General features: G+C 70.7%; 14 protein-coding genes and 1 pseudogene. 14 read left to right on the forward strand and 1 reads right to left on the reverse strand.

Going from position 1 to position 18331, the window contains the following annotated elements; genetic code table 11:
- The first annotated feature begins 237 nt into the window (after positions 1-237).
- Positions 238-1740, forward strand: a complete 1503-nt coding sequence (gene guaB, locus AB0310_RS00715; protein ID WP_025103734.1) for an IMP dehydrogenase — start codon at positions 238-240, stop codon at positions 1738-1740.
- A gap of 74 nt (positions 1741-1814) precedes the next feature.
- Here guaB and AB0310_RS00720 read toward each other — a convergent pair whose 3' ends face one another.
- Positions 1815-2225 carry a hypothetical protein gene (locus AB0310_RS00720; protein ID WP_268777189.1) on the reverse strand — a complete coding sequence of 137 codons (411 nt, stop codon included), beginning with the start codon at positions 2223-2225 and terminating at the stop codon, positions 1815-1817.
- A 100-nt stretch (positions 2226-2325) separates the two neighbouring features.
- On the opposite strand from AB0310_RS00720, the pseudogene AB0310_RS00725 reads away from it, so the two are divergent.
- From AB0310_RS00725 to AB0310_RS00785, 13 genes and pseudogenes are all read left to right on the forward strand, one after another.
- Positions 2326-2636: pseudogene (locus AB0310_RS00725) on the forward strand (DUF2277 domain-containing protein).
- 158 nt (positions 2637-2794) lie between these two features.
- Positions 2795-3820: a response regulator gene (locus AB0310_RS00730; protein WP_366236908.1), complete on the forward strand. Its 1026-nt coding sequence runs from the start codon at positions 2795-2797 to the stop codon at positions 3818-3820.
- Positions 3820-4809 carry an ATP-grasp domain-containing protein gene (locus AB0310_RS00735; RefSeq protein WP_187663431.1) on the forward strand — a complete coding sequence of 330 codons (990 nt, stop codon included), beginning with the start codon at positions 3820-3822 and terminating at the stop codon, positions 4807-4809. The genes AB0310_RS00730 and AB0310_RS00735 overlap by 1 nt, the downstream gene beginning before the upstream one ends.
- Positions 4806-5519, forward strand: coding sequence for a PHP domain-containing protein (locus AB0310_RS00740; RefSeq protein WP_366236368.1), 714 nt, complete (start codon positions 4806-4808; stop codon positions 5517-5519). The genes AB0310_RS00735 and AB0310_RS00740 overlap by 4 nt, the downstream gene beginning before the upstream one ends.
- Positions 5519-7006 (forward strand): glycosyltransferase family 2 protein, encoded by a 1488-nt coding sequence (locus AB0310_RS00745; RefSeq protein ID WP_366236369.1) that lies wholly within the window; start codon positions 5519-5521, stop codon positions 7004-7006. Before AB0310_RS00740 ends, AB0310_RS00745 begins: the two co-directional genes overlap by 1 nt.
- Positions 7003-7146 carry a hypothetical protein gene (locus AB0310_RS00750; protein ID WP_157524008.1) on the forward strand — a complete coding sequence of 48 codons (144 nt, stop codon included), beginning with the start codon at positions 7003-7005 and terminating at the stop codon, positions 7144-7146. Before AB0310_RS00745 ends, AB0310_RS00750 begins: the two co-directional genes overlap by 4 nt.
- On the forward strand, positions 7143-7490 hold the full coding sequence (locus tag AB0310_RS00755) for a response regulator (RefSeq protein ID WP_025103741.1): 348 nt from the start codon (positions 7143-7145) through the stop codon (positions 7488-7490). Before AB0310_RS00750 ends, AB0310_RS00755 begins: the two co-directional genes overlap by 4 nt.
- Complete coding sequence (locus tag AB0310_RS00760) at positions 7487-9307, forward strand: sensor histidine kinase (protein WP_366236370.1); 1821 nt, start codon at positions 7487-7489, stop codon at positions 9305-9307. The genes AB0310_RS00755 and AB0310_RS00760 overlap by 4 nt, the downstream gene beginning before the upstream one ends.
- A 32-nt stretch (positions 9308-9339) precedes the next feature.
- A complete protein-coding gene (locus tag AB0310_RS00765) occupies positions 9340-9588 on the forward strand; it encodes an AbrB/MazE/SpoVT family DNA-binding domain-containing protein (protein WP_187663436.1) in 249 nt (82 codons plus the stop codon).
- Between the two features lie 93 nt (positions 9589-9681).
- Complete coding sequence (locus AB0310_RS00770) at positions 9682-11370, forward strand: ABC-F family ATP-binding cassette domain-containing protein (RefSeq protein WP_366236909.1); 1689 nt, start codon at positions 9682-9684, stop codon at positions 11368-11370.
- 45 nt (positions 11371-11415) lie between these two features.
- Entirely contained in the window at positions 11416-12531 is a 1116-nt protein-coding gene (locus tag AB0310_RS00775; RefSeq protein WP_187664105.1) for a GuaB3 family IMP dehydrogenase-related protein, read from the forward strand.
- A 57-nt stretch (positions 12532-12588) separates the two neighbouring features.
- On the forward strand, positions 12589-13347 hold the full coding sequence (locus AB0310_RS00780; protein ID WP_366236910.1) for an SURF1 family protein: 759 nt from the start codon (positions 12589-12591) through the stop codon (positions 13345-13347).
- A 241-nt stretch (positions 13348-13588) separates the two neighbouring features.
- Entirely contained in the window at positions 13589-18229 is a 4641-nt protein-coding gene (locus tag AB0310_RS00785; protein ID WP_366236371.1) for an ExeM/NucH family extracellular endonuclease, read from the forward strand.
- Positions 18230-18331 lie beyond the last annotated feature (102 nt).

Genomic DNA, 18331 nt, shown 5'->3' on the forward strand with positions numbered 1-18331 from the left:
TGAGTGCTGTCTCCGCGGACTCGGGTCGAACCGCGGGGATGGACGACGCACTTGAGCGTAATGGGCGATCGGCGATTCACCTATCGTCCGGGCCAACGGTCCGGTAACGACAGGGCTCTGGGAATGTTCTCGGGCGTGTCTCGCTTAGAATCTCCATACGGGTCACGCCCGCGCACCGGCCGACGTCGACCCCCCATTCGCACCCGGATCCGCGCCACTCGCGCAGGAGGAGATTCCATGGACCAGCACGATCCCTTCGGCTTCGTCGGACTGACCTACGATGACGTGCTGCTGCTCCCCGGGCACACCGACGTCATCCCCAGCGAGGCCGACACGTCGTCCCGGATCACGCGGCGGATCTCCGTCGCGACGCCGCTCCTCTCCAGCGCGATGGACACCGTGACCGAGTCCCGCATGGCGATCGCCATGGCGCGGGAGGGTGGCATCGGCATCCTGCACCGCAACCTCTCGATCGCCGACCAGGCCGCGCACGTCGACCGCGTGAAGCGGAGCGAGTCCGGCATGATCACCGACCCCATCACCACGACGCAGGACGCGACCGTGGAGGAGGTCGACGCGCTGTGCGCCAAGTACCGGATCTCCGGTCTCCCGGTCGTGGACGACGAGGGTCGTCTGGTCGGCATCATCACGAACCGGGACATGCGCTTCGTCTCCGGCTTCGAGCGCCAGAGCACGTTCGTGAAGGATGTCATGACGAGGGAGAACCTCGTCACCGCCCCGGTGGGCGTCGCGGCAGGCGAGGTCATCGCGCTGTTCGCGAAGCACCGCGTCGAGAAGCTGCCCCTCATCGACGAGGACGGCAAGCTCGCCGGCCTCATCACCATCAAGGACTTCGACAAGAGCGAGAAGTACCCGCTCGCCACCAAGGACGACCAGGGCCGCCTGCGGGTGGGCGCGGCGATCGGTTTCTTCGGCGACGCCTGGGAGCGCGCCGAGGCCCTCCGCGACGCCGGCGTCGACGTGCTCGTCGTCGACACCGCCAACGGGCAGTCCCAGGGCGTGATCGACCTCGTCAAGCGCCTCAAGGCCGACGAGTCGTTCGCGCACATCGACGTCATCGGCGGCAACGTCGCCACCCGCGAGGGCGCGCAGGCGCTGGTGGACGCGGGGGTCGACGCGGTCAAGGTGGGCGTGGGGCCCGGCTCGATCTGCACGACGCGCGTGGTCGCCGGTGTCGGCGTGCCGCAGGTGACGGCCGTCTACGAGGCGTCGCTCGCGGCGCGTCCGGCCGGGGTCCCGGTGATCGCCGACGGCGGCCTGCAGTACTCGGGCGACATCGCGAAGGCCCTGGTCGCCGGCGCCGACGCCGTGATGCTCGGCTCGCTGCTCGCCGGCACGGACGAGTCGCCGGGCGAGATCGTCTTCCAGTCGGGCAAGCAGTTCAAGCAGTACCGCGGGATGGGATCGCTCGGCGCCATGCAGACGCGCGGCAAGCAGACCTCGTACTCGAAGGACCGCTACTTCCAGGCCGACGTGCCCAGTGACGACAAGCTGATCCCGGAGGGCATCGAGGGCCAGGTCCCGTACCGCGGCCCGCTCTCCGCCGTCGCCTACCAGCTCGTCGGCGGGCTGCGGCAGTCGATGTTCTACGTCGGTGCGCGCACCATCGAGGAGCTCAAGCAGCGCGGCAAGTTCGTGCGCATCACCTCGGCGGGACTCAAGGAGTCGCACCCGCACGATGTGCAGATCGTCGTCGAGGCGCCGAACTACAAGAAGTGACAGCGGCCCCCGGGAAGGGGGACGCAGGAGGGGCCGGATGCGCTGCATCCGGCCCCTCGTCGTCCGCGGTGCGGTCAGCCGCAGCGGTAGGTGACGCCGCCGACGTCCCACACCCCGGGTCCGAGCTCGGCGCAGGTCCCGATCACGCCGGCCAGCACGGTCACCAGCAGGACGATCCCGATGATCGCGAAGATCGTCAGGATGGCGCCGACGATGATGCCGGCGATCGCGATGCCCTTGGGGGCCTTCGCCTTGCCGAGCTGCACGGCGGCGATGATGCTGAGGATGAGGCCGACCGGCGGCAGCAGGAACGCCAGCACGAGGCCGATGATCGACAGCACCCGCCCGGGCGGCGAGGTCGGCACGTCCTGCGCGTAGGGGGCGCCGGGCGGGGGAGCGGAGGCCGCGGGATACGGCGAGGGCGCGCCGCCGGGCGGCGGCGGGTTGTAGGGCGGCGGGGCGTCGGGCGACGGTGCGTCGGTCATGATCTCTCCTCGGTTCCGGTCGTAGCCCAGAGCGTAGCGACGGAGGGACGGGCATGCCATCCCCCTTCCGGGCCCCGCGCGCCGCGCGTACGGTGCCGGTATGTGCCGAAACATCGTGCCTCTGAACAACCTCGAGCCCGCAGCCACGGATGAGGAGTGCCAGGAGGCCGCGCTCCAGTTCGTCCGCAAGATCTCCGGGACGACGGCGCCCTGCGCGCGAACCGCGAGGTGTTCGATCGCGCGGTGGCCGAGATCGCCGTGGCCACGCGGCGGCTGCTCGACGATCTCGTGACCTCGGCACCGCCCAAGAACCGCGAGGAGCAGGCGGCGAAGAGGCGGGCGCGATCGGCGGAGCGCTACGAGGCGATCCGGGTCTATCAGGAGGAGAAGCGGGCGGCGCGCGCGGGCTGACGCGCTGCGGGCCGGGGGTGGAGCCCTGTGCCAGAATCGACGTACCCCGCTCGACTTTCCCTGCGGCCCGGTGATGAAGGCACCGAGCTCGCACCGCCGAATCCCCCCGGCAGGGAATCTCCCCAAGGAGAGCTGTACATGGCTGAGGTCCCCCTCGCATCCTCGTCGTCGACGACGACCACGACGTCGCCCTGCTCGTCAAGACCGTCCTGGAACGGCGTGCAGGCTGCGTCGTCGATCTCGCGGACGACGGCCGGTCGGCGCTCGAGAAGGCCGCGGCGGTGAAACCCGACGTCGTCGTGACCGACATCGAGATGCCGGGGCTCAGCGGCCTGGAGCTGCTCGCGGAACTACGGCGCCTCATGCCGACCGTGCCGGTCGTCGTGATGACCGCGCACGTCTCGGTCGAGTACGCCGTGTCGGCGCTCCGGGCGCAGGCCGACGAGTTCCTCACCAAGCCGCTCGACAACGCCCGACTCGTGGAGTCGGTCACCCGGCTCGTCGAGGAGTCCCGGCGCCGGAAGGCGGAGGCGAAGACCGGCGAGGTCGTCCTCGCGATCGGGGCGCACCCGGACGACGTCGAGATCGGCGTCGGCGGCATCCTCGCGGCGCACGCGGCCGCCGGCGATCAGATCACGATCCTCACGCTCTCCCGCGGAGCGCGCGGCGGTGACGCGGACAGTCGCCAGCATGAGTCGCTCGCCGCGGCCGAGCAGGTGGGGGCGCGCCTGTTCGTCAAAGACCTCATCGACACCGAGATCTCGGGCGGAGGATCGACCGTCCGCCTCATCGAGGAGGTCGTGCAGGAGATCCAGCCGACCATCGTCTACACGCACTCGCACCACGACCGCCACCAGGATCACCGCGCGGTGAACGAGGCGACGATCGTCGCGACCCGCCGCGTCGGCACGGTCGCCTGCTACCAGAGCCCTTCCGCGACCATCGACTACCGGCCCACGCGCTTCGTCCGCATCGACCGCTTCCTGGATGACAAGCTGCGGCTGCTGGAGTGCTTCCAGTCCCAGACCGCGGCGAACCGGGAGTATCTCTCGCCGGAGTTCGTCACCGCCACCGCACGCTACTGGTCGCGGTTCGGCGGCGGCGAGGCGGTCGAGCCGCTGGAGGTCGTGCGCGAGACCGCCGAGTTCATCGGCGCCCATGAACTGAGTCGACGGGAGAGCTGATGACGAAGCGCGTACTGGTCACCGGAGCCGGAGGCCCCGCCGGCGTCGCCGTGATCCGCTCCCTGCTGCGACGGCCCGATCTGACGGTCTTCGCGGCCGACATGGACGGATGGGCGAGCGGCATCTACCTCGTGCCACCGGCGCAACGCCGTCTGGTTCCCCCGGGGCGTGACGAGGACTTCGTGCCGGCGATCGCGCGGATGGTCGCGGAGGACGGTCTCGACCTCGTGATCTCGACCGTCGACGTGGAGCTGATCGCCCTCGCGGACCGCCGCGACGAGCTGGCCCCCGCGGTCCTCGCCGCGCCGCCCGCCGACACGCTGCACACGGCCCTCGACAAGCTCGCTCTCGCGGAGCGCTGCGCGCCGACCGGTCGTGTGCCGCGCACCGTGCTCGCCGGGCCGGATGCCGCGGAAGTCGCGTGGGAGTTCCCCGTGTTCGCCAAGCCCCGCCAGGGTGCGGGCAGTCGCGGTGTGCGCCTCGTCCCGGACGCCGAGGCGCTCGCCGCCCTCCCCACCGATGAGGGGCTGATCGTGCAGGACTTCCTCCCGGGCGAGGAGTACTCGGTCGATGTGATCGCCGACGCGTCCGGCGGTGTGGTCGCGGCGGTCCCGCGCACCCGCGCCCGTGTGGACTCGGGGGTCGCCATCGCCGGTCGCACCCTCCGCGATCCCGAGCTCGAGGAGACCGCCGCCGCCATCGCGCGGGCGATCGGCCTCGTGGGCGTCGCCAACGTGCAGCTCCGTCGCGACCGGGACGGGCGGGCCGTGCTGCTCGAGGTCAACCCGCGCTTCCCCGGGGCGCTCCCGCTGACGATCGCCGCCGGAGTCGACATCCCGTCGCTCGTCGCCGACCTCTTCCTCGGCCGGGAGATCCCGGTGCAGGTGCCCTTCCGCGAGGTCGCATCGGTGCGCTTCCTGGAGGACGTGATCGTCGAGGTCGACGACGTGCTCGTGTCGGCGCACGCCGGTCACCAGGAGGAACTGTGAGCCATCCCGCCCTGCGCGGAGACCACCACGTCCACTCCACGTTCTCCGATGACGCGGTCTCCACGCTGGCGGAGAACGTCGCCGCCGCTGCGGCCGTCGGTCTCGAGACGGTCCGCCTCGTCGACCACGTACGGCAGAGCACGACCTGGGTGCCGGAGTACCTCGCCGCGGTCCGTCGGCTGCGCGTTCCGGACGGACTCACGGTGCTCACGGGCGTCGAGGCGAAGATCCTCGACGCCTCGGGGGAACTCGACATGCCGGTGCTGCCTGAGGGCATCGACCGGATCCTCATCGCCGACCATCAGTTCCCCGGCGTGGACGGGCCGCTCGGTCCCACCGCCGTCCGCGAGCGCATCGCCGCGGGGTGGGCGCCGACCGACGTCCTCGACCAGTTCACGGACGCGGTCATCGCGACCATGCGACGCCATCCGGGCAACCAGCTCGCGCACTGCTTCTCGATCCTGCCGAAGATCGGTCTCGCGGAGGAGGAGCTCGGAGCCGAGCGCCTCGAGGCCTGGGCTCGCGCCGCCGCGGAGACGGACACCCTCGTCGAGGTCAACGAGAAGTGGGTGTGCCCCGGCGCGGAGGCGCTGACCGCGCTGGAGCGCGCGGGTGCCGGGATCGTCGCGTCCACCGACAGCCACGTGGCCGCAGACGTCGGCCGGTACTCCCGCATCCTCCCGCTGCTCGAAGGGACGGAAGGACGCTGATGCCCGAGCTGACCTGGATCGAGACGGTCGTCGTCGTCATCCTCCTCCTCTGCGTGCTGATCGGCACGCTCCCGGTCGTCAACACCGGGCTGCAGTTCCTCATGCTGCCGCTGCACGCCTTCCGCAATCACTACGGCAAGGCCGCGCCGTACCACCCGAACGTGGCCGTGGTCATCCCGGCGTGGAACGAAGGGCTCGTCATCGGCCCCGCGATCGAGCGTCTGCTCCAGCTCGAGTACCCGGCCGAGCGCCTCCGCGTCTTCGTCGTCGACGACGCATCCACGGACGACACCCCGTCGATCGTGCAGCAGAAGGCGGCGACCTACCCGGGACGGGTCGTCCACCTGCGGCGCGAGAAGGGTGGCGAGGGCAAGGCGCACACGCTGAACCACGGCCTCGACGTCGTGCTCGCCGACCCGTGGACCGAAGCGGTACTCATCATGGACGCCGACGTGATCTTCGCGCGGGACTCCCTGCGCAAGCTCACCCGGCACCTCGCGGACGAGGAGGTCGGGGCCGTCACGGCCTACATCGCGGAGGGCAGCAGGGACCGCAACTACCTCACCCGGTTCATCGCGATCGAGTACGTCATCGGCCAGCTCTCGGCACGGCGCACGCAGAACGTCGGGGGAGCGATCGCCTGCCTCGCCGGGGGCGCCCAGCTGCATTCCCGCGCGAACCTCGAGGCGATCGGCGGTCGCATCCCGACGGGCACGCTCGCCGAGGACACCATGACGACCTTCGAGAGTCAGCTCCACGGCCGCCGGATGGTGTTCGAGCCGCACGCCGTGGTGCTCGCCGAGGAGCCGCGGACGATCGACAGTCTCTGGAAGCAGCGGCTGCGCTGGGCGCGCGGCAACGTGCAGCTCACCTCGATCTACAAGAAGCTCTGGTTCCGTCCGAGTCGCGACCACAACCTGGGCAGCATCCCCTTCGGGCTGGCCTGGTTCACGATCCTGCTGATGCCGGCGCTCCTGCTCCTCGCCGCCACCGCGATGATCGTCCTCCTGCTCCTGCACAGCGACGTCGCGGAGTTCGTGTTCCGGTTCATGTGGATCGCCGCGGCGGCCATCTACATCTTCTCGATGCTCTACTCCGTCCAGCTCGATCCGCGCATCGGGCGGCAGTCCTGGCGCGAGGCGATCATGTTCCCGGGGCTCGGGGCGCTGATCCTCATGGCCCTGGCGCTGTTCCCCTGGGCCCTGGACGGCCTGATCGGCGCGGCCGGGCAGGAGTCGACGGAGCAGACGCGTGTGCTGTGGCTGCTGGCGTTCGCCCTCTGGGGGCCGGTGTCGATGCTCGGCATCTGGCTCGCGCGGGCGGTCGAGCCGCTTCCGGCCGGACGCTTCTTCGCGGGCCTGCTGCTCTACGTCTGCGGCTACGGATCACTGCTGTGCGCGATCACCGCCGACTCGTACCTCAAGGAGTGGCGTCGCGCGGATGCCTCCTGGATCAAGACCGAGAAGATCGGACGGGTCGACTCATGACCGACGCACCATCGCACGACGCCGAGGTGGAGGAGATCGCGGCCGACGCCCGGAAGGAGCGCCGCCTCATCCCGCAGGCGCTCATCTCCCTCGCCGTCGTGGTCGTGATCGTCGTCGTCCGAGAGCTGCTCCTGCGATGACCGGACGGCCGCTCGCCCTGGTCGTCGAGGACGCTCCGGATCAGGCGACCCTCCTGGGGCGGTACCTCGATCGGGAGGGCTTCGACGTGTTCGTCGCGCCCGATGCGGAGTCTGCCATCGCCGCCTTCCCGGACATCGACCCCCAGGTCGCCGTCCTGGACCTGCTGCTCCCCGGCATCTCCGGTCAGGCGTGCTGCCGGCTGATCCACGAACGCTACCCGGAGTGCTTCCTCATCGTCAGCTCGGTGCTGGACGTCGCGGAGTATCCACCGGCTGACGCCGCGCTGCCGAAGCCCATCACGGGGGCGGACCTGCATCGGGCCGTGGAGCGGGTGCCGCGATGAGGGCCACGCCGCTGGAGCGTGCCGAGAACCGCTGGTACCGGGTCGTCGACAACCCGAGCCCGATCGTCAAGCAGGTCCCGACTCTCGTCGCCGCCGCGATCGCGGGCGTGATGACCTGGGCCATCCCCAGCCTGCCGTTCACCGATGTGGCCCTCGCGCTGACCGGCCTCGCGGTCGTGCTCGTCGCGACGCTCCACGCCGGGGTGCTCAGCGCGCTGCACATCCGCGAGGGCTGGATCGTGCTGCTGGTGCCGATGATCGACATCCTGGGACTGGGCCTCTTCCGTGCAGGGACGGGAGGCGCGGCCTCGCTCTTCGGATCGCTCGTGCTGCTCCCGGTGATCTGGATCGCGGCGGCGCCGGGGATCCGCTGGGTCTTCGTCGTCGGCGCGTTCACGTCGTTCGCGCTGCTGATCCCCTACGTCGTCGAACCGCCGACGAACGCGGTGGTGTGGCTCCGCGGCGTCGTCGGTCCGCTCGTCTTCGCGGCCGTCGCGGCCGTGGTGAACGAGCTCTCCCGGCAGCAGCGCCTGCGGGTGCAGCAGGCGGAGGAACTGGTCACGGAGCGGACCAAGGCGCTGTCCGAGAACGTCTCGATGATCGTGCAGCTGCGACAGAAGGAGCACGAGTACCGCGTGCTGCTCGACTCGTTCGAGGGCCTGTGGGCGTCGATCACCGCGCAGGCCGTGATCGGCACCGATCGCGAAGGGCGCGTCACGGCGTGGAACCCCGGGGCCGTCCGCCTGCTCGGGCTCTCCCACGACGAGGCTCTCGACGACGTGCGCGTCGACCGCTTCTTCTCGCCGTCGGCGCTGAGGATGCTCGCCGAGGACACCGCATCGCGCGAAGACGTCTCGGGGGTGCCGGCGGGGCAGGGCGGGGCGCCAAACCGCGCAGGAGTGCCGGACGGGCTCCGCGAGCTCTTCGCCCACGCGGACGCCGGCCATACCGTCGACGGCGACATCGAGGTGAGGACCGCGGGTGGCACGACGGTGCCGGCGCGGGTGACCGTCACCCCGCACAAGGATCCGTCCGGCGCGCAGCAGGGCTACCTGTTCGTGCTCACGGACGAGACCAGAGCCGTCGAGGTCGCGCGCATGAAGGACGAGTTCGTGGGGATGATCTCCCATGAGCTCCGGACGCCGCTGAGTGCGATCATCGGCTTCCTCGACCTGTTGCAGAACGACCCCGGTCAGCCCCTGACCGAGGACCAGCAGGAGTTCGTCGGCATCATCGAGCGCAACGCGAAGCGCCTGCTGAACCTCGTCGGCGATCTGCTCTTCACGGCGCAGGTGGAATCGGGGCGCTTTCCCCTGGAGCGGGACGAGGCCGACATCGCGGACCTCGTGCGCTCGGCGGTCGCCTCGGCGGGGCCGCATGCGCAGCGCGAGGGGATCGAACTGGAGCTGCAGGTCGGTGACGAGCCGATCCCGCTGCTGGTCGATCCCGGACGCCTCGGGCAGGCGGTGGACAACCTCCTCTCGAACGCCATCAAGTTCACCCCGCGCGGGGGTCGAGTGACGGCCGCCGTGCGTCGCCTCGACGGCGGGGTGCAGGTCGCCATCGCCGACACCGGGGTCGGGATCCCGCAGGACGAGCAGCGCATGCTCTTCACCCGGTTCTTCCGCGCCTCGACGGCCACGCGCAACGCCGTCCCGGGGGTGGGGCTGGGTCTCACGATCACGCGCGCGATCGTGCTGGCCCACGGCGGATCGATGGACGTGACCAGCGAGGAGGGCGTGGGCACCGAGTTCCGGTTCGTGCTCCCGGCGGCTCCCAAGACCGAGGTGCTGCAGACCCTCAGTCGCGCGGACTGACACATCGGTGGGGGAGCGGTACGGTGGGCGTCATGACCGCCACCTTCACTGCTTCGCTGGATGACCACGGGCGCCTGGTCATTCCCGGCGAGTTGCGCGCGCGGCAGCGTTGGAACGAGGGCGTCACTCTGCTGATGATCGAGGAGGACCGCGGCGGCGTCGTCCTCCTCGCACGGGAGCAGGCGCGGACACTTGTCCGTGCGCAGCTCACCGGTGCCAGTCTGGCGAACGCGCTCCACGATGAGCGTCGAGCGGCCGCAGCGCAGGAAGACGCGGCTTGACGGGCCCGGAAGGCTCGTCCCGGTGGTCGCGAAGCCGCGCGGACTGATAGCCTGGTCGGCTCGCTGTCCGCGGGCGGAAGGACGGCCATGCCTGTGGGGTACATCGACGCATCCGGGATCTCACTGACGCTTCCCGACGGCAGACCGCTTCTCGACGAGGTGTCGTTCCGGGTCGGGGCGGGCTCGACCAGCGCTCTGATCGGGCCGAACGGGGCGGGGAAGACGACGCTGCTGCGGATCATCCGCGGCGAGCAGCCGGCCGACGACGGGGTGGTGACCATCGACGGCGGACTCGGCGTCATGGACCAGTTCGTCGGGCACGGCGAGCCGGGCCAGACCGTGCACGAGCTGCTCGTGCGGGTGGCTCCCACCCGCCTCCGTGCCGCCGCGGAGGCGATGGAGGCCGCGGAGAACGCCCTCATCGATCGCGACGAGCACGACACCCAGATGGCCTACGCCTCCGCCATCGCCGAGTACGCGGACGCCGGCGGATACGAGCACGAGACCGTGTGGGATCAGTGCACCGTGGCAGCGCTCGGCGTGCCGTTCGAGCGGGCACGGTACCGCGAGCTCACCTCCCTCTCCGGCGGAGAGCAGAAACGGCTCGCCCTGGAGGCGCTGCTCCGTGGCCCCGATGAGGTGCTCCTGCTCGACGAGCCGGACAACTACCTCGACGTGCCGACCAAGCGGTGGCTCGAGGAGCGGCTGCGCGCCACGGACAAGACCGTGCTGCTGGTGTCGCACGACCGCGAGCTCCTCGCCAGAGCCGCCGATCGGCTGATCACGCTGGAACCCGGTGCGGCGGGGTCGACCGCCTGGGTGCACGGCGGGAGCTTCGCGACCTACCATCAGGCGCGCGCCGATCGGATGGACCGGCTCGACGAGCTGCGCCGGCGGTGGGACGAGCAGCATGAGAAGCTCCGCATCCTGGTGGCGAACCTCAAGGTCAAGGCGTCCGCGAACGACGGCTTCGCGTCCCGGTATCAGGCGGCGCAGACGCGACTGCGGAAGTTCGAGGAGGCGGGCCCGCCCGAGGAGCGGCCCCCGGCGCAGGAGTTCGACATGCGCCTCCGCGGGGCCAGGACCGGGAAGCGGGCGGTCGTGGCTGACCGACTCGAGCTGACCGGTCTCATGCGGCCCTTCGACACCGAGATCTGGTACGGCGACCGGGTGGGCGTGCTCGGGTCGAACGGCTCAGGCAAATCGCACTTCCTGCGACTGCTGGCCCGCGGTGGCACCGACCCGGATCCGTCCCTGGGACATGTGACCGCGGTCGCGGAGGACCTCCGCCCCGTCGAGCACTCCGGACGCGCGGTGCTGGGCGCCCGCGTGGTGCCGGGGCTCTTCGCGCAGACCCACGCGCACCCGGAGTTCGTCGGCCGCACGCTGCTGGAGATCCTGCATCGGGGGGACGACCTCCGCGACGGCATGCCCCGGGACGCGGCGAGCTCGGCCCTGGACAGGTACGGCCTCGTCCGCCAGGCCCAGCAGGCGTTCGAGTCGCTCTCCGGCGGACAGCAGGCGCGGTTCCAGGTGCTCCTGCTCGAGCTGTCCGGCGCGACCCTCCTCCTCCTCGACGAGCCCACCGACAACCTCGACCTGGAGTCGGCCGAGGCGCTGGAGGAGGCGCTCGGACGCTTCGAGGGCACCGTGGTCGCGGTCACCCACGACCGATGGTTCGCTCGCTCCTTCGACCGGTTCCTCGTGTTCGGCACGGACGGCGAGGTCTACGAATCCGACGAGCCGGTCTGGGACGAGCGGCGGGTGGCGCGTGCACGCTGACCGCCGCGGAGGCCGCCGGGCGCCGGGTAGGCTGGACGGGTGACCATGGAGATCGAGCTCGGCCGAGGAAAGCGCGCGCGTCGCGCGTACACGTTCGACGACATCGCGGTGGTGCCCTCGCGGCGCACGCGGAACCCCGAGGACGTGTCCACCGCATGGACGATCGACGCCTTCGGCTTCGAGATCCCGGTGCTCGGGGCGCCGATGGACTCGGTCGTCAGCCCGCGCACCGCGATCATGCTCGGGCAGCTCGGCGGCCTGGGGGTGCTCGACCTCGAGGGGCTCTGGACCCGGTACGAGGACCCGGAGCCGCTTCTCGCCGAGATCGCCGGCCTCGCGGTGGACCGCGCGACCGTGCGCATGCAGGAGCTCTACTCGGAGCCCATCAAGCCCGAGCTCATCACCCGCCGACTCGCCGAGATCCGCGAAGCCGGCGTCACCGTCGCCGGCTCCCTCACCCCGCAGCGCACGCAGGAGTTCTACGACACCGTCGCCGCGGCCGGCGTCGACCTGTTCGTCATCCGGGGCACGACCGTCTCCGCCGAGCACGTGTCGAGCGTGGCGGAGCCGCTGAACCTCAAGAAGTTCATCTACGACCTCGACGTGCCGGTGATCGTGGGCGGAGCCGCGACCTACACGGCGGCCCTGCACCTCATGCGCACCGGTGCCGCCGGCGTGCTCGTGGGCTTCGGCGGCGGCGCGGCGTCCACCACCCGGGCCACCCTCGGCATCCACGCGCCCATGGCCACCGCGGTGTCCGATGTGGCCGCGGCTCGCCGTGACTACCTCGACGAGTCCGGCGGGCGCTATGTCCACGTGATCGCCGACGGCGGCGTCGGCACCTCCGGCGACATCGTGAAGGCGCTCGCCATGGGCGCAGACGCCGTCATGCTCGGGGTCGCCCTGGCTCGCGCGACGGACGCTCCCGGCCAGGGATTCCACTGGGGCCCCGAGGCGCACCACCCGAAGCTGCCCCGCGGACGACGCGTCGAGGTCGGCGGGATCGGCACGCTGGAGGAGATCCTCTACGGTCCGGCGCCGGTCGCCGACGGCACCGCGAACCTCATCGGCGCGCTGCGCAAGTCGATGGCCACCACCGGGTACTCCGATCTCAAGGAGTTCCAGCGGGTGGAGGTCGTGCTGGCCCCGTACGAGGCCTGAGGTCTCCGCATCACCGTGACCGCACCTGCTCCCTTCCCGCCGACCCTTCGTGAGGTCATGCTGCGGGGACGCTGGATCGCGATGCTGCTGCTGTGCCTCGTCGTCGCCGGGGTGTTCGCCTGGCTCGGCCAATGGCAGCTGGAGCGGGCGATCGAGACAGATCCACCGGCGCCGGGGGCGACCGAGCAGGTCCGGCCGCTGGACGAGGTCGTGCAGCCGGGGGAGTACCTCCCCGAGCCCCTCGTCGGGCAGCGCGTGGAGACGGAGGGCGTCTGGGTCCCCGGGGACTTCCTCGTCGTGGGCAGCCGCTTCAACGACGGCGCCGAGGGGTACTGGGTCACCGGACAGCTCCGGGTCGACGAGCGCGTCTCGCTGGCGGTCGCCATCGGCTGGGCGCCGGATCGCGAGGCCGCCGACGCCGCCGTGGAGCGTCTGGAAGCCGAGGCGGACGGCGGCGTGGTCGAGGTCGCCGGTCGCGTCATCTCGGATGAGGGTCCGTCGGTGCCTCCGCGCTCCGATCCGGAGCAGATGGACCGGATGTCCCCGGCCGCTCTGTTGAGCCGCTGGCACGACATCGAGCAGCTCGACGTCTACCGTCCGTATCTCGCCTCCACGACCGCCACGGCAGGGCTCGACGACATCGCCTCGCCCGCGCCGGAGGAGCAGTCCCCGGTCAACTGGCTCAACGTCTTCTATGCCGCCGAGTGGGTCATCTTCGCGGGCTTCGCGTTCTACCTCTGGTACCGCCTGGCGAAGGACGCCTGGGAGCGCGAGGTGGAGGAGTTCGAGGACGCCGAGGGGCCAGCGGCCGTCTGACGACCACTGCGCATCCGCGCGACGGGCGCTGCGCTTCTGCGCGCCGCGGGGCCGGCGTGTGAACCTTCGTCAGGGGGCGTCGCGGCCATTCGGTGAGCGCTGGATGACCAATGGGAAAACTCCGTTGAGGATGTCCGAACCGCTCCGTATGCTCGCTCCATGTGCGCACGCTGGGAGTTCCCGATGTGTGCGATGACAGCGTCCTGAGCAGCGCCGGAACACGATCGAGGAGACAGCACCGATGATGTCCGCTCCTGAGCACGGGGAGACCCTGACCCCCGTCTCGCACCGCAGAATCCGAGGGCGCGTGGGCGCTCTCGCCGCGACGTGCGTCGCCGCCCTGAGCCTCGGCTCGCTGGTGGCCGCGCCCGCATCGGCGAATACCGAGGGCACCGGGGTGGTGATCAACGAGGCCTATCTGTCCGGCGGCAGCGCCGGGGCGGCGTTCACGAACAGGTTCGTGGAGCTCTACAACCCGACGACGGCGCCCGTCACGCTCGACGGCATGTCCCTGCAGTACCGCTCCGCGGCCGGGACCGGCGCCTTCAACGGCGTCGCACCGCTGAAGGGGACGATCCCGGCGGGCGGCTACTTCCTCGTGCAGGCGAACAGCAACGGCACCAACGGCGCCGCGCTGCCCACTCCTGACGCCACCACGACGCTGAGCCCGAGCGGCACCAACGGCACCCTGGCGCTCGTCGAGGGCACCGCGGCGGTGACCCTCACCCCCGGCTCGACCGTCGGCGTGGACGGGGTGATCGACCTCCTCGGCTACGGCACCTCGAACACCTTCGAGACGGCGGCGGCCACCGCCCCCACCAGCAACACCGACGTCCGGTCGCTGAATCGCACGGACGGTGCGGACGCGGACGACAACAAGGCCGACTTCGCACTGTCGGCGACCATCACCCCGCAGAACTCCGGCGGCACGGATCCCGGCACCGACCCGGGCGAGGAGCCGGGGACGGAGCCGAAGGCCGCCACCATCGCGGAGGTCCAGGGCACCGGCGACGTCTCGCCGCTCGCCGGACAGCGCGTCCGCGTCGAGGGCGTCGTCACGGCGGACCACCGGACCGGCGGCTACAAGGGCATCGTGATCCAGACGCAGGGCTCGGGCGGCGAGACCGACGCGACCCCGGGCGCCTCGGACGGCGTGTTCGTGTTCCTGAACGCGCTCGCGCCCACGCTCGAGATCGGCGACCTCGTCTCGGTGACCGGCACGGTGAGCGAGTACTACGGTCAGACCCAGATCGCCCCTGCCGCGGTCGCGGACGTCTCGGTGGTCACGGCCGGCGTGGGCGTGCCCGCGCTCACGCCGCTGCCCGACACCGTCCGCGGTGCCGACCGCGAGCAGTACGAGAACATGTACGTCGCCCCGACCGGCACGTACCGGCTCGCGTCGAGCCACCAGCTCTACAACTACGGGGCGCTGTGGCTGAACGCCGGCGACGACCTCAACGTCAAGAGCACCGAGACCACGCGTCCCGGGGCCGACGCGGCCGCCATCGCGGCCGAGAACCGCGCCAACCGCATCCTGCTCGACGACGCCTGGTCCATCCAGGTGACCAACAACGGCCACCCGGGCCAGCAGCCGTACTTCACGGAGGACACGGTGGTCCGCAACGGCGACACCGTCGACTTCGGGTCCAACGGCTACGTGCTCCAGTGGGGCTTCGACGACTGGCGTCTGCAGCCGGTGGTCCCGATCGACGACGCCTCCCCCGCGGAGCGCAAGGTCACCTTCGAGGCGACGAACCCGCGCCCCGCGGAGGCCCCGGAGGTGGGCGGTGATGCGCAGGTGGCGTCGTTCAACGTCTACAACTACTTCACGACGTTGAAGAGCGAGGACGCCGACGCCCGCGGCGCGGCGAACGCGGCCCAGTTCGCGATCCAGAAGTCCAAGATCGTCTCGGCCATCAACGGCCTCGACGCGGAGATCGTGGCGCTGATGGAGATCGAGAACTCGGTCAAGCTGGGCAAGCCCGTCGACACCGCCCTCAAGGACCTCGTCGCCGGCCTCAACGCCGACGCGGGCTCCGACGTGTGGGACTACGTGCGCACCCCCGAGGCTCTGCAGGACCCGGCGACCACGGACTACATCACCAACGCGATCATCTTCAAGAAGGACGCCGTGAGCACGGTGGGCGACAGCGCCACCGTCACCGACGAGTCCGTGTGGGGCAACGCCCGCGAGCCGATCGCCCAGGCGTTCGACATCGACGGCCGCGTCGTCACCGTCGTCGCCAACCACCTGAAGTCGAAGTCCCCGCCGCAGGGCGCCGGGGCCGAGCCCGCCGACGGTCAGGGATTCTTCAACGCCGACCGGGTGAAGCAGGCGCAGGCCGTCCTCGACTTCACCGACGAGCTGGCCGAGAGCAGCGGCAGCAGCGACATGCTGCTGATCGGCGACTTCAACGCCTACGGGCAGGAAGACCCGATCGACGTGTTCACCTCGCAGGGGTGGAGCGACGTCGCCGCCGACAAGGCCGCAGGTCAGTACACCTACACGTTCGACGGCGAGCTCGGCTCGCTCGACCACGTGATCGCCTCGCCCTCGCTCGTCCCGTCGATCACGGGCGCCGGTGTGTGGGGAATCAACTCCCCCGAGTGGAGCGACCGCGGCTATGCGTTCGGCGCCGCCGAGGAGGGCACCCCCTACCGGTCGAGCGACCACGACCCGATCCTCGTCGGCGTCTCCTCGGAGATCCCGCCGGTGAGCATCGACGTGGTGACGGTGAACGACTTCCACGGCCGTATCGAGGCGGACGGGGCGGCGGCAGGAGCTGCCGTGCTCGCCGGCGCGGTGCAGCAGTTCCGTGCGGCGAACCCGAACACGATCTTCGCCGGAGCCGGCGACCTCATCGGGGCGTCGACGTTCACCTCGTTCATCAACGACGACAACCCCACGATCGACGCGCTCAACGCCGCCGGGCTGGACGTGAGCGCCGCGGGCAACCACGAGTTCGACCAGGGCTGGGAAGACCTGCGCGACCGGGTGCAGGAGCGCGCGGACTGGGAGTACATCTCCTCGAACGTCTTCCTCACCGAGACCGGTGAGCCCGCGTTGGCCCCGGCCTGGGTCAAGGAGCTCGACGGCGTGCGCGTCGGATTCGTGGGCGCCGTCACGGAAGACCTCGACTCGCTCGTCTCGCCCGAGGGCATCGCTGATCTCGAGGTGCGCAGCATCGTCGACTCCGTGAACGCCGTGGCCGACGACCTGCGCGACGGGGACCCCGCCAACGGCGAGGCGGACGTGGTGATCCTGCTCGTGCACGAAGGCGCGGAGAGCACCGCGCTGTCCGCGATCACCGAGGACTCGCCGCTGGGTGAGATCGTCTACGGGGTCGACGACGACGTGGACGCGATCGTCTCGGCGCACACGCACCTCGCCTACAACCACGTCATCGATGGCCGGCCGGTCGTCTCGGCGGGGCAGTACGGCGAGAACCTCGGCCTCATGAACATCCAGGTCGACCCGAAGACGAAGGAGCTGCTCTCGATCACCAACGAGATCAAGCCCCTCACGGCTGCGGGCAAGCCGCTGTACCCGGCGGTGCCGGAGGTGCAGGCGATCGTCGACAAGGCGAAGGCGGAGGCCGACGTGCTGGGCGCCGTGAAGGTCGGCGACATCACCGCCGACTTCAACCGTGCGCGGCAGACCAACGGCTCGGAGAACCGCGGTGGCGAGTCCACCATCGGCAACTTCGTCGCCGACGTGCAGAAGTGGTCCACGGGCGCGGACATCGCTCTCATGAACCCGGGCGGCATCCGTGCCAACCTGACCTACGCGTCGAGCAACGCCGACGATCCGAACGGCAACGTCACCTACCGGGAGGCGGCGACCGTCCAGCCGTTCGCCAACACGCTGGTCACGCTGACCCTCACCGGCACGCAGCTGAAGGGCGTGCTGGAGGAGCAGTGGCAGCCGGCCGGATCGGCGCGACCGTTCCTCAAGCTCGGCGTCTCCGAGGGGCTGGTCTACACCTACGACCCGACGGCGGCCGCGGGTTCGCGGATCACCTCGATCACGCTGAACGGCACTGCGATCGACCCGAACGGGGAGTACACGGTGGCGGCGAACTCCTTCCTCGCTGCGGGCGGGGACAACTTCGCCACCTTCAAGGAGGGCGCGGGCAAGCGGGACACCGGCAAGATCGACCTGCAGTCCATGGTCGACTGGTTCGACGCGAACAAGACGGCCTCGCCCGACCTCGCCCAGCGTGCGGTCGGCGTGACGGTCAGCCCGGCGGACGCCGACGGCTACCGCGCGGGCGACCAGGTGACCGTCTCCCTCTCCTCGCTGGCCTTCAGCGGGGGCGAGGCGGCTCCGGGAGCGGTCACCCTGTCGCTCGGTGACACGCAGCTCGCGGCCGGCACGGTCGACCCGACCATCGTGGACACCACGGACGAGGGCGGGCGCGCCACCCTCACCTTCACGGTGCCGTCCGGGGTGTTCGGCGAGCAGCAGCTCACGGTCGAGGTCCCGGCGACGGGCACCACGGTGCAGGTGCCGTTCACGATCGCCGGCGAGGAGGAGTTCGCGGGGACCATCGCGCTCGGCTCCTCGAAGGTGGCCGCGGGCAAGAAGCTCGCGATCACCGGCGAGGGCTACCAGCCCGGCGAGACCGTGACGGTGGAGCTCCGCCCGAAGAAGGGCCAGGGCGTCGAGGTCGGCACGGTGCAGGTCCGTCAGGACGGCACGTTCAGCACGTCGGTGACGGTGCCGAAGAACGCCCAGCCCGGGAAGTACACCGTCGCGGTGGCGCAGGCGGACGGGGACGAGGCCACGGCCACGGTCACCGTCAACCGCGCCGGCGGTATCGGCGGGATCATCAAGGACATCGTCGACTGGCTGTGGGACCTCCTGACCGGATGGTTCTGACGCCGATCGGCGGATGACGTGGCGGAGGCCGTCGGGGCGACCCGGCGGCCTCCGTCGTTTCCGCGGGGTCGGGGTGGCGCGCCCCGCCGACTAGACTGGGGG

Source organism: Microbacterium meiriae (genome assembly GCF_040702565.1).
Taxonomy (GTDB): Bacteria; Actinomycetota; Actinomycetes; order Actinomycetales; family Microbacteriaceae; genus Microbacterium; species Microbacterium meiriae.

Coding starts and splice junctions, on each gene's coding strand:
- guaB (WP_025103734.1), top strand. CDS start 238: ATGGACCAGCACGATCCCTTCGGCTTCGTCGGACTGACCTACGATGAC.
- AB0310_RS00720 (WP_268777189.1), bottom strand. CDS start 2,225: ATGACCGACGCACCGTCGCCCGACGCCCCGCCGCCCTACAACCCGCCG.
- AB0310_RS00735 (WP_187663431.1), top strand. CDS start 3,820: ATGACGAAGCGCGTACTGGTCACCGGAGCCGGAGGCCCCGCCGGCGTC.
- AB0310_RS00745 (WP_366236369.1), top strand. CDS start 5,519: ATGCCCGAGCTGACCTGGATCGAGACGGTCGTCGTCGTCATCCTCCTC.
- AB0310_RS00750 (WP_157524008.1), top strand. CDS start 7,003: ATGACCGACGCACCATCGCACGACGCCGAGGTGGAGGAGATCGCGGCC.
- AB0310_RS00755 (WP_025103741.1), top strand. CDS start 7,143: ATGACCGGACGGCCGCTCGCCCTGGTCGTCGAGGACGCTCCGGATCAG.
- AB0310_RS00760 (WP_366236370.1), top strand. CDS start 7,487: ATGAGGGCCACGCCGCTGGAGCGTGCCGAGAACCGCTGGTACCGGGTC.
- AB0310_RS00765 (WP_187663436.1), top strand. CDS start 9,340: ATGACCGCCACCTTCACTGCTTCGCTGGATGACCACGGGCGCCTGGTC.
- AB0310_RS00775 (WP_187664105.1), top strand. CDS start 11,416: ATGGAGATCGAGCTCGGCCGAGGAAAGCGCGCGCGTCGCGCGTACACG.
- AB0310_RS00780 (WP_366236910.1), top strand. CDS start 12,589: ATGCTGCGGGGACGCTGGATCGCGATGCTGCTGCTGTGCCTCGTCGTC.
- AB0310_RS00785 (WP_366236371.1), top strand. CDS start 13,589: ATGATGTCCGCTCCTGAGCACGGGGAGACCCTGACCCCCGTCTCGCAC.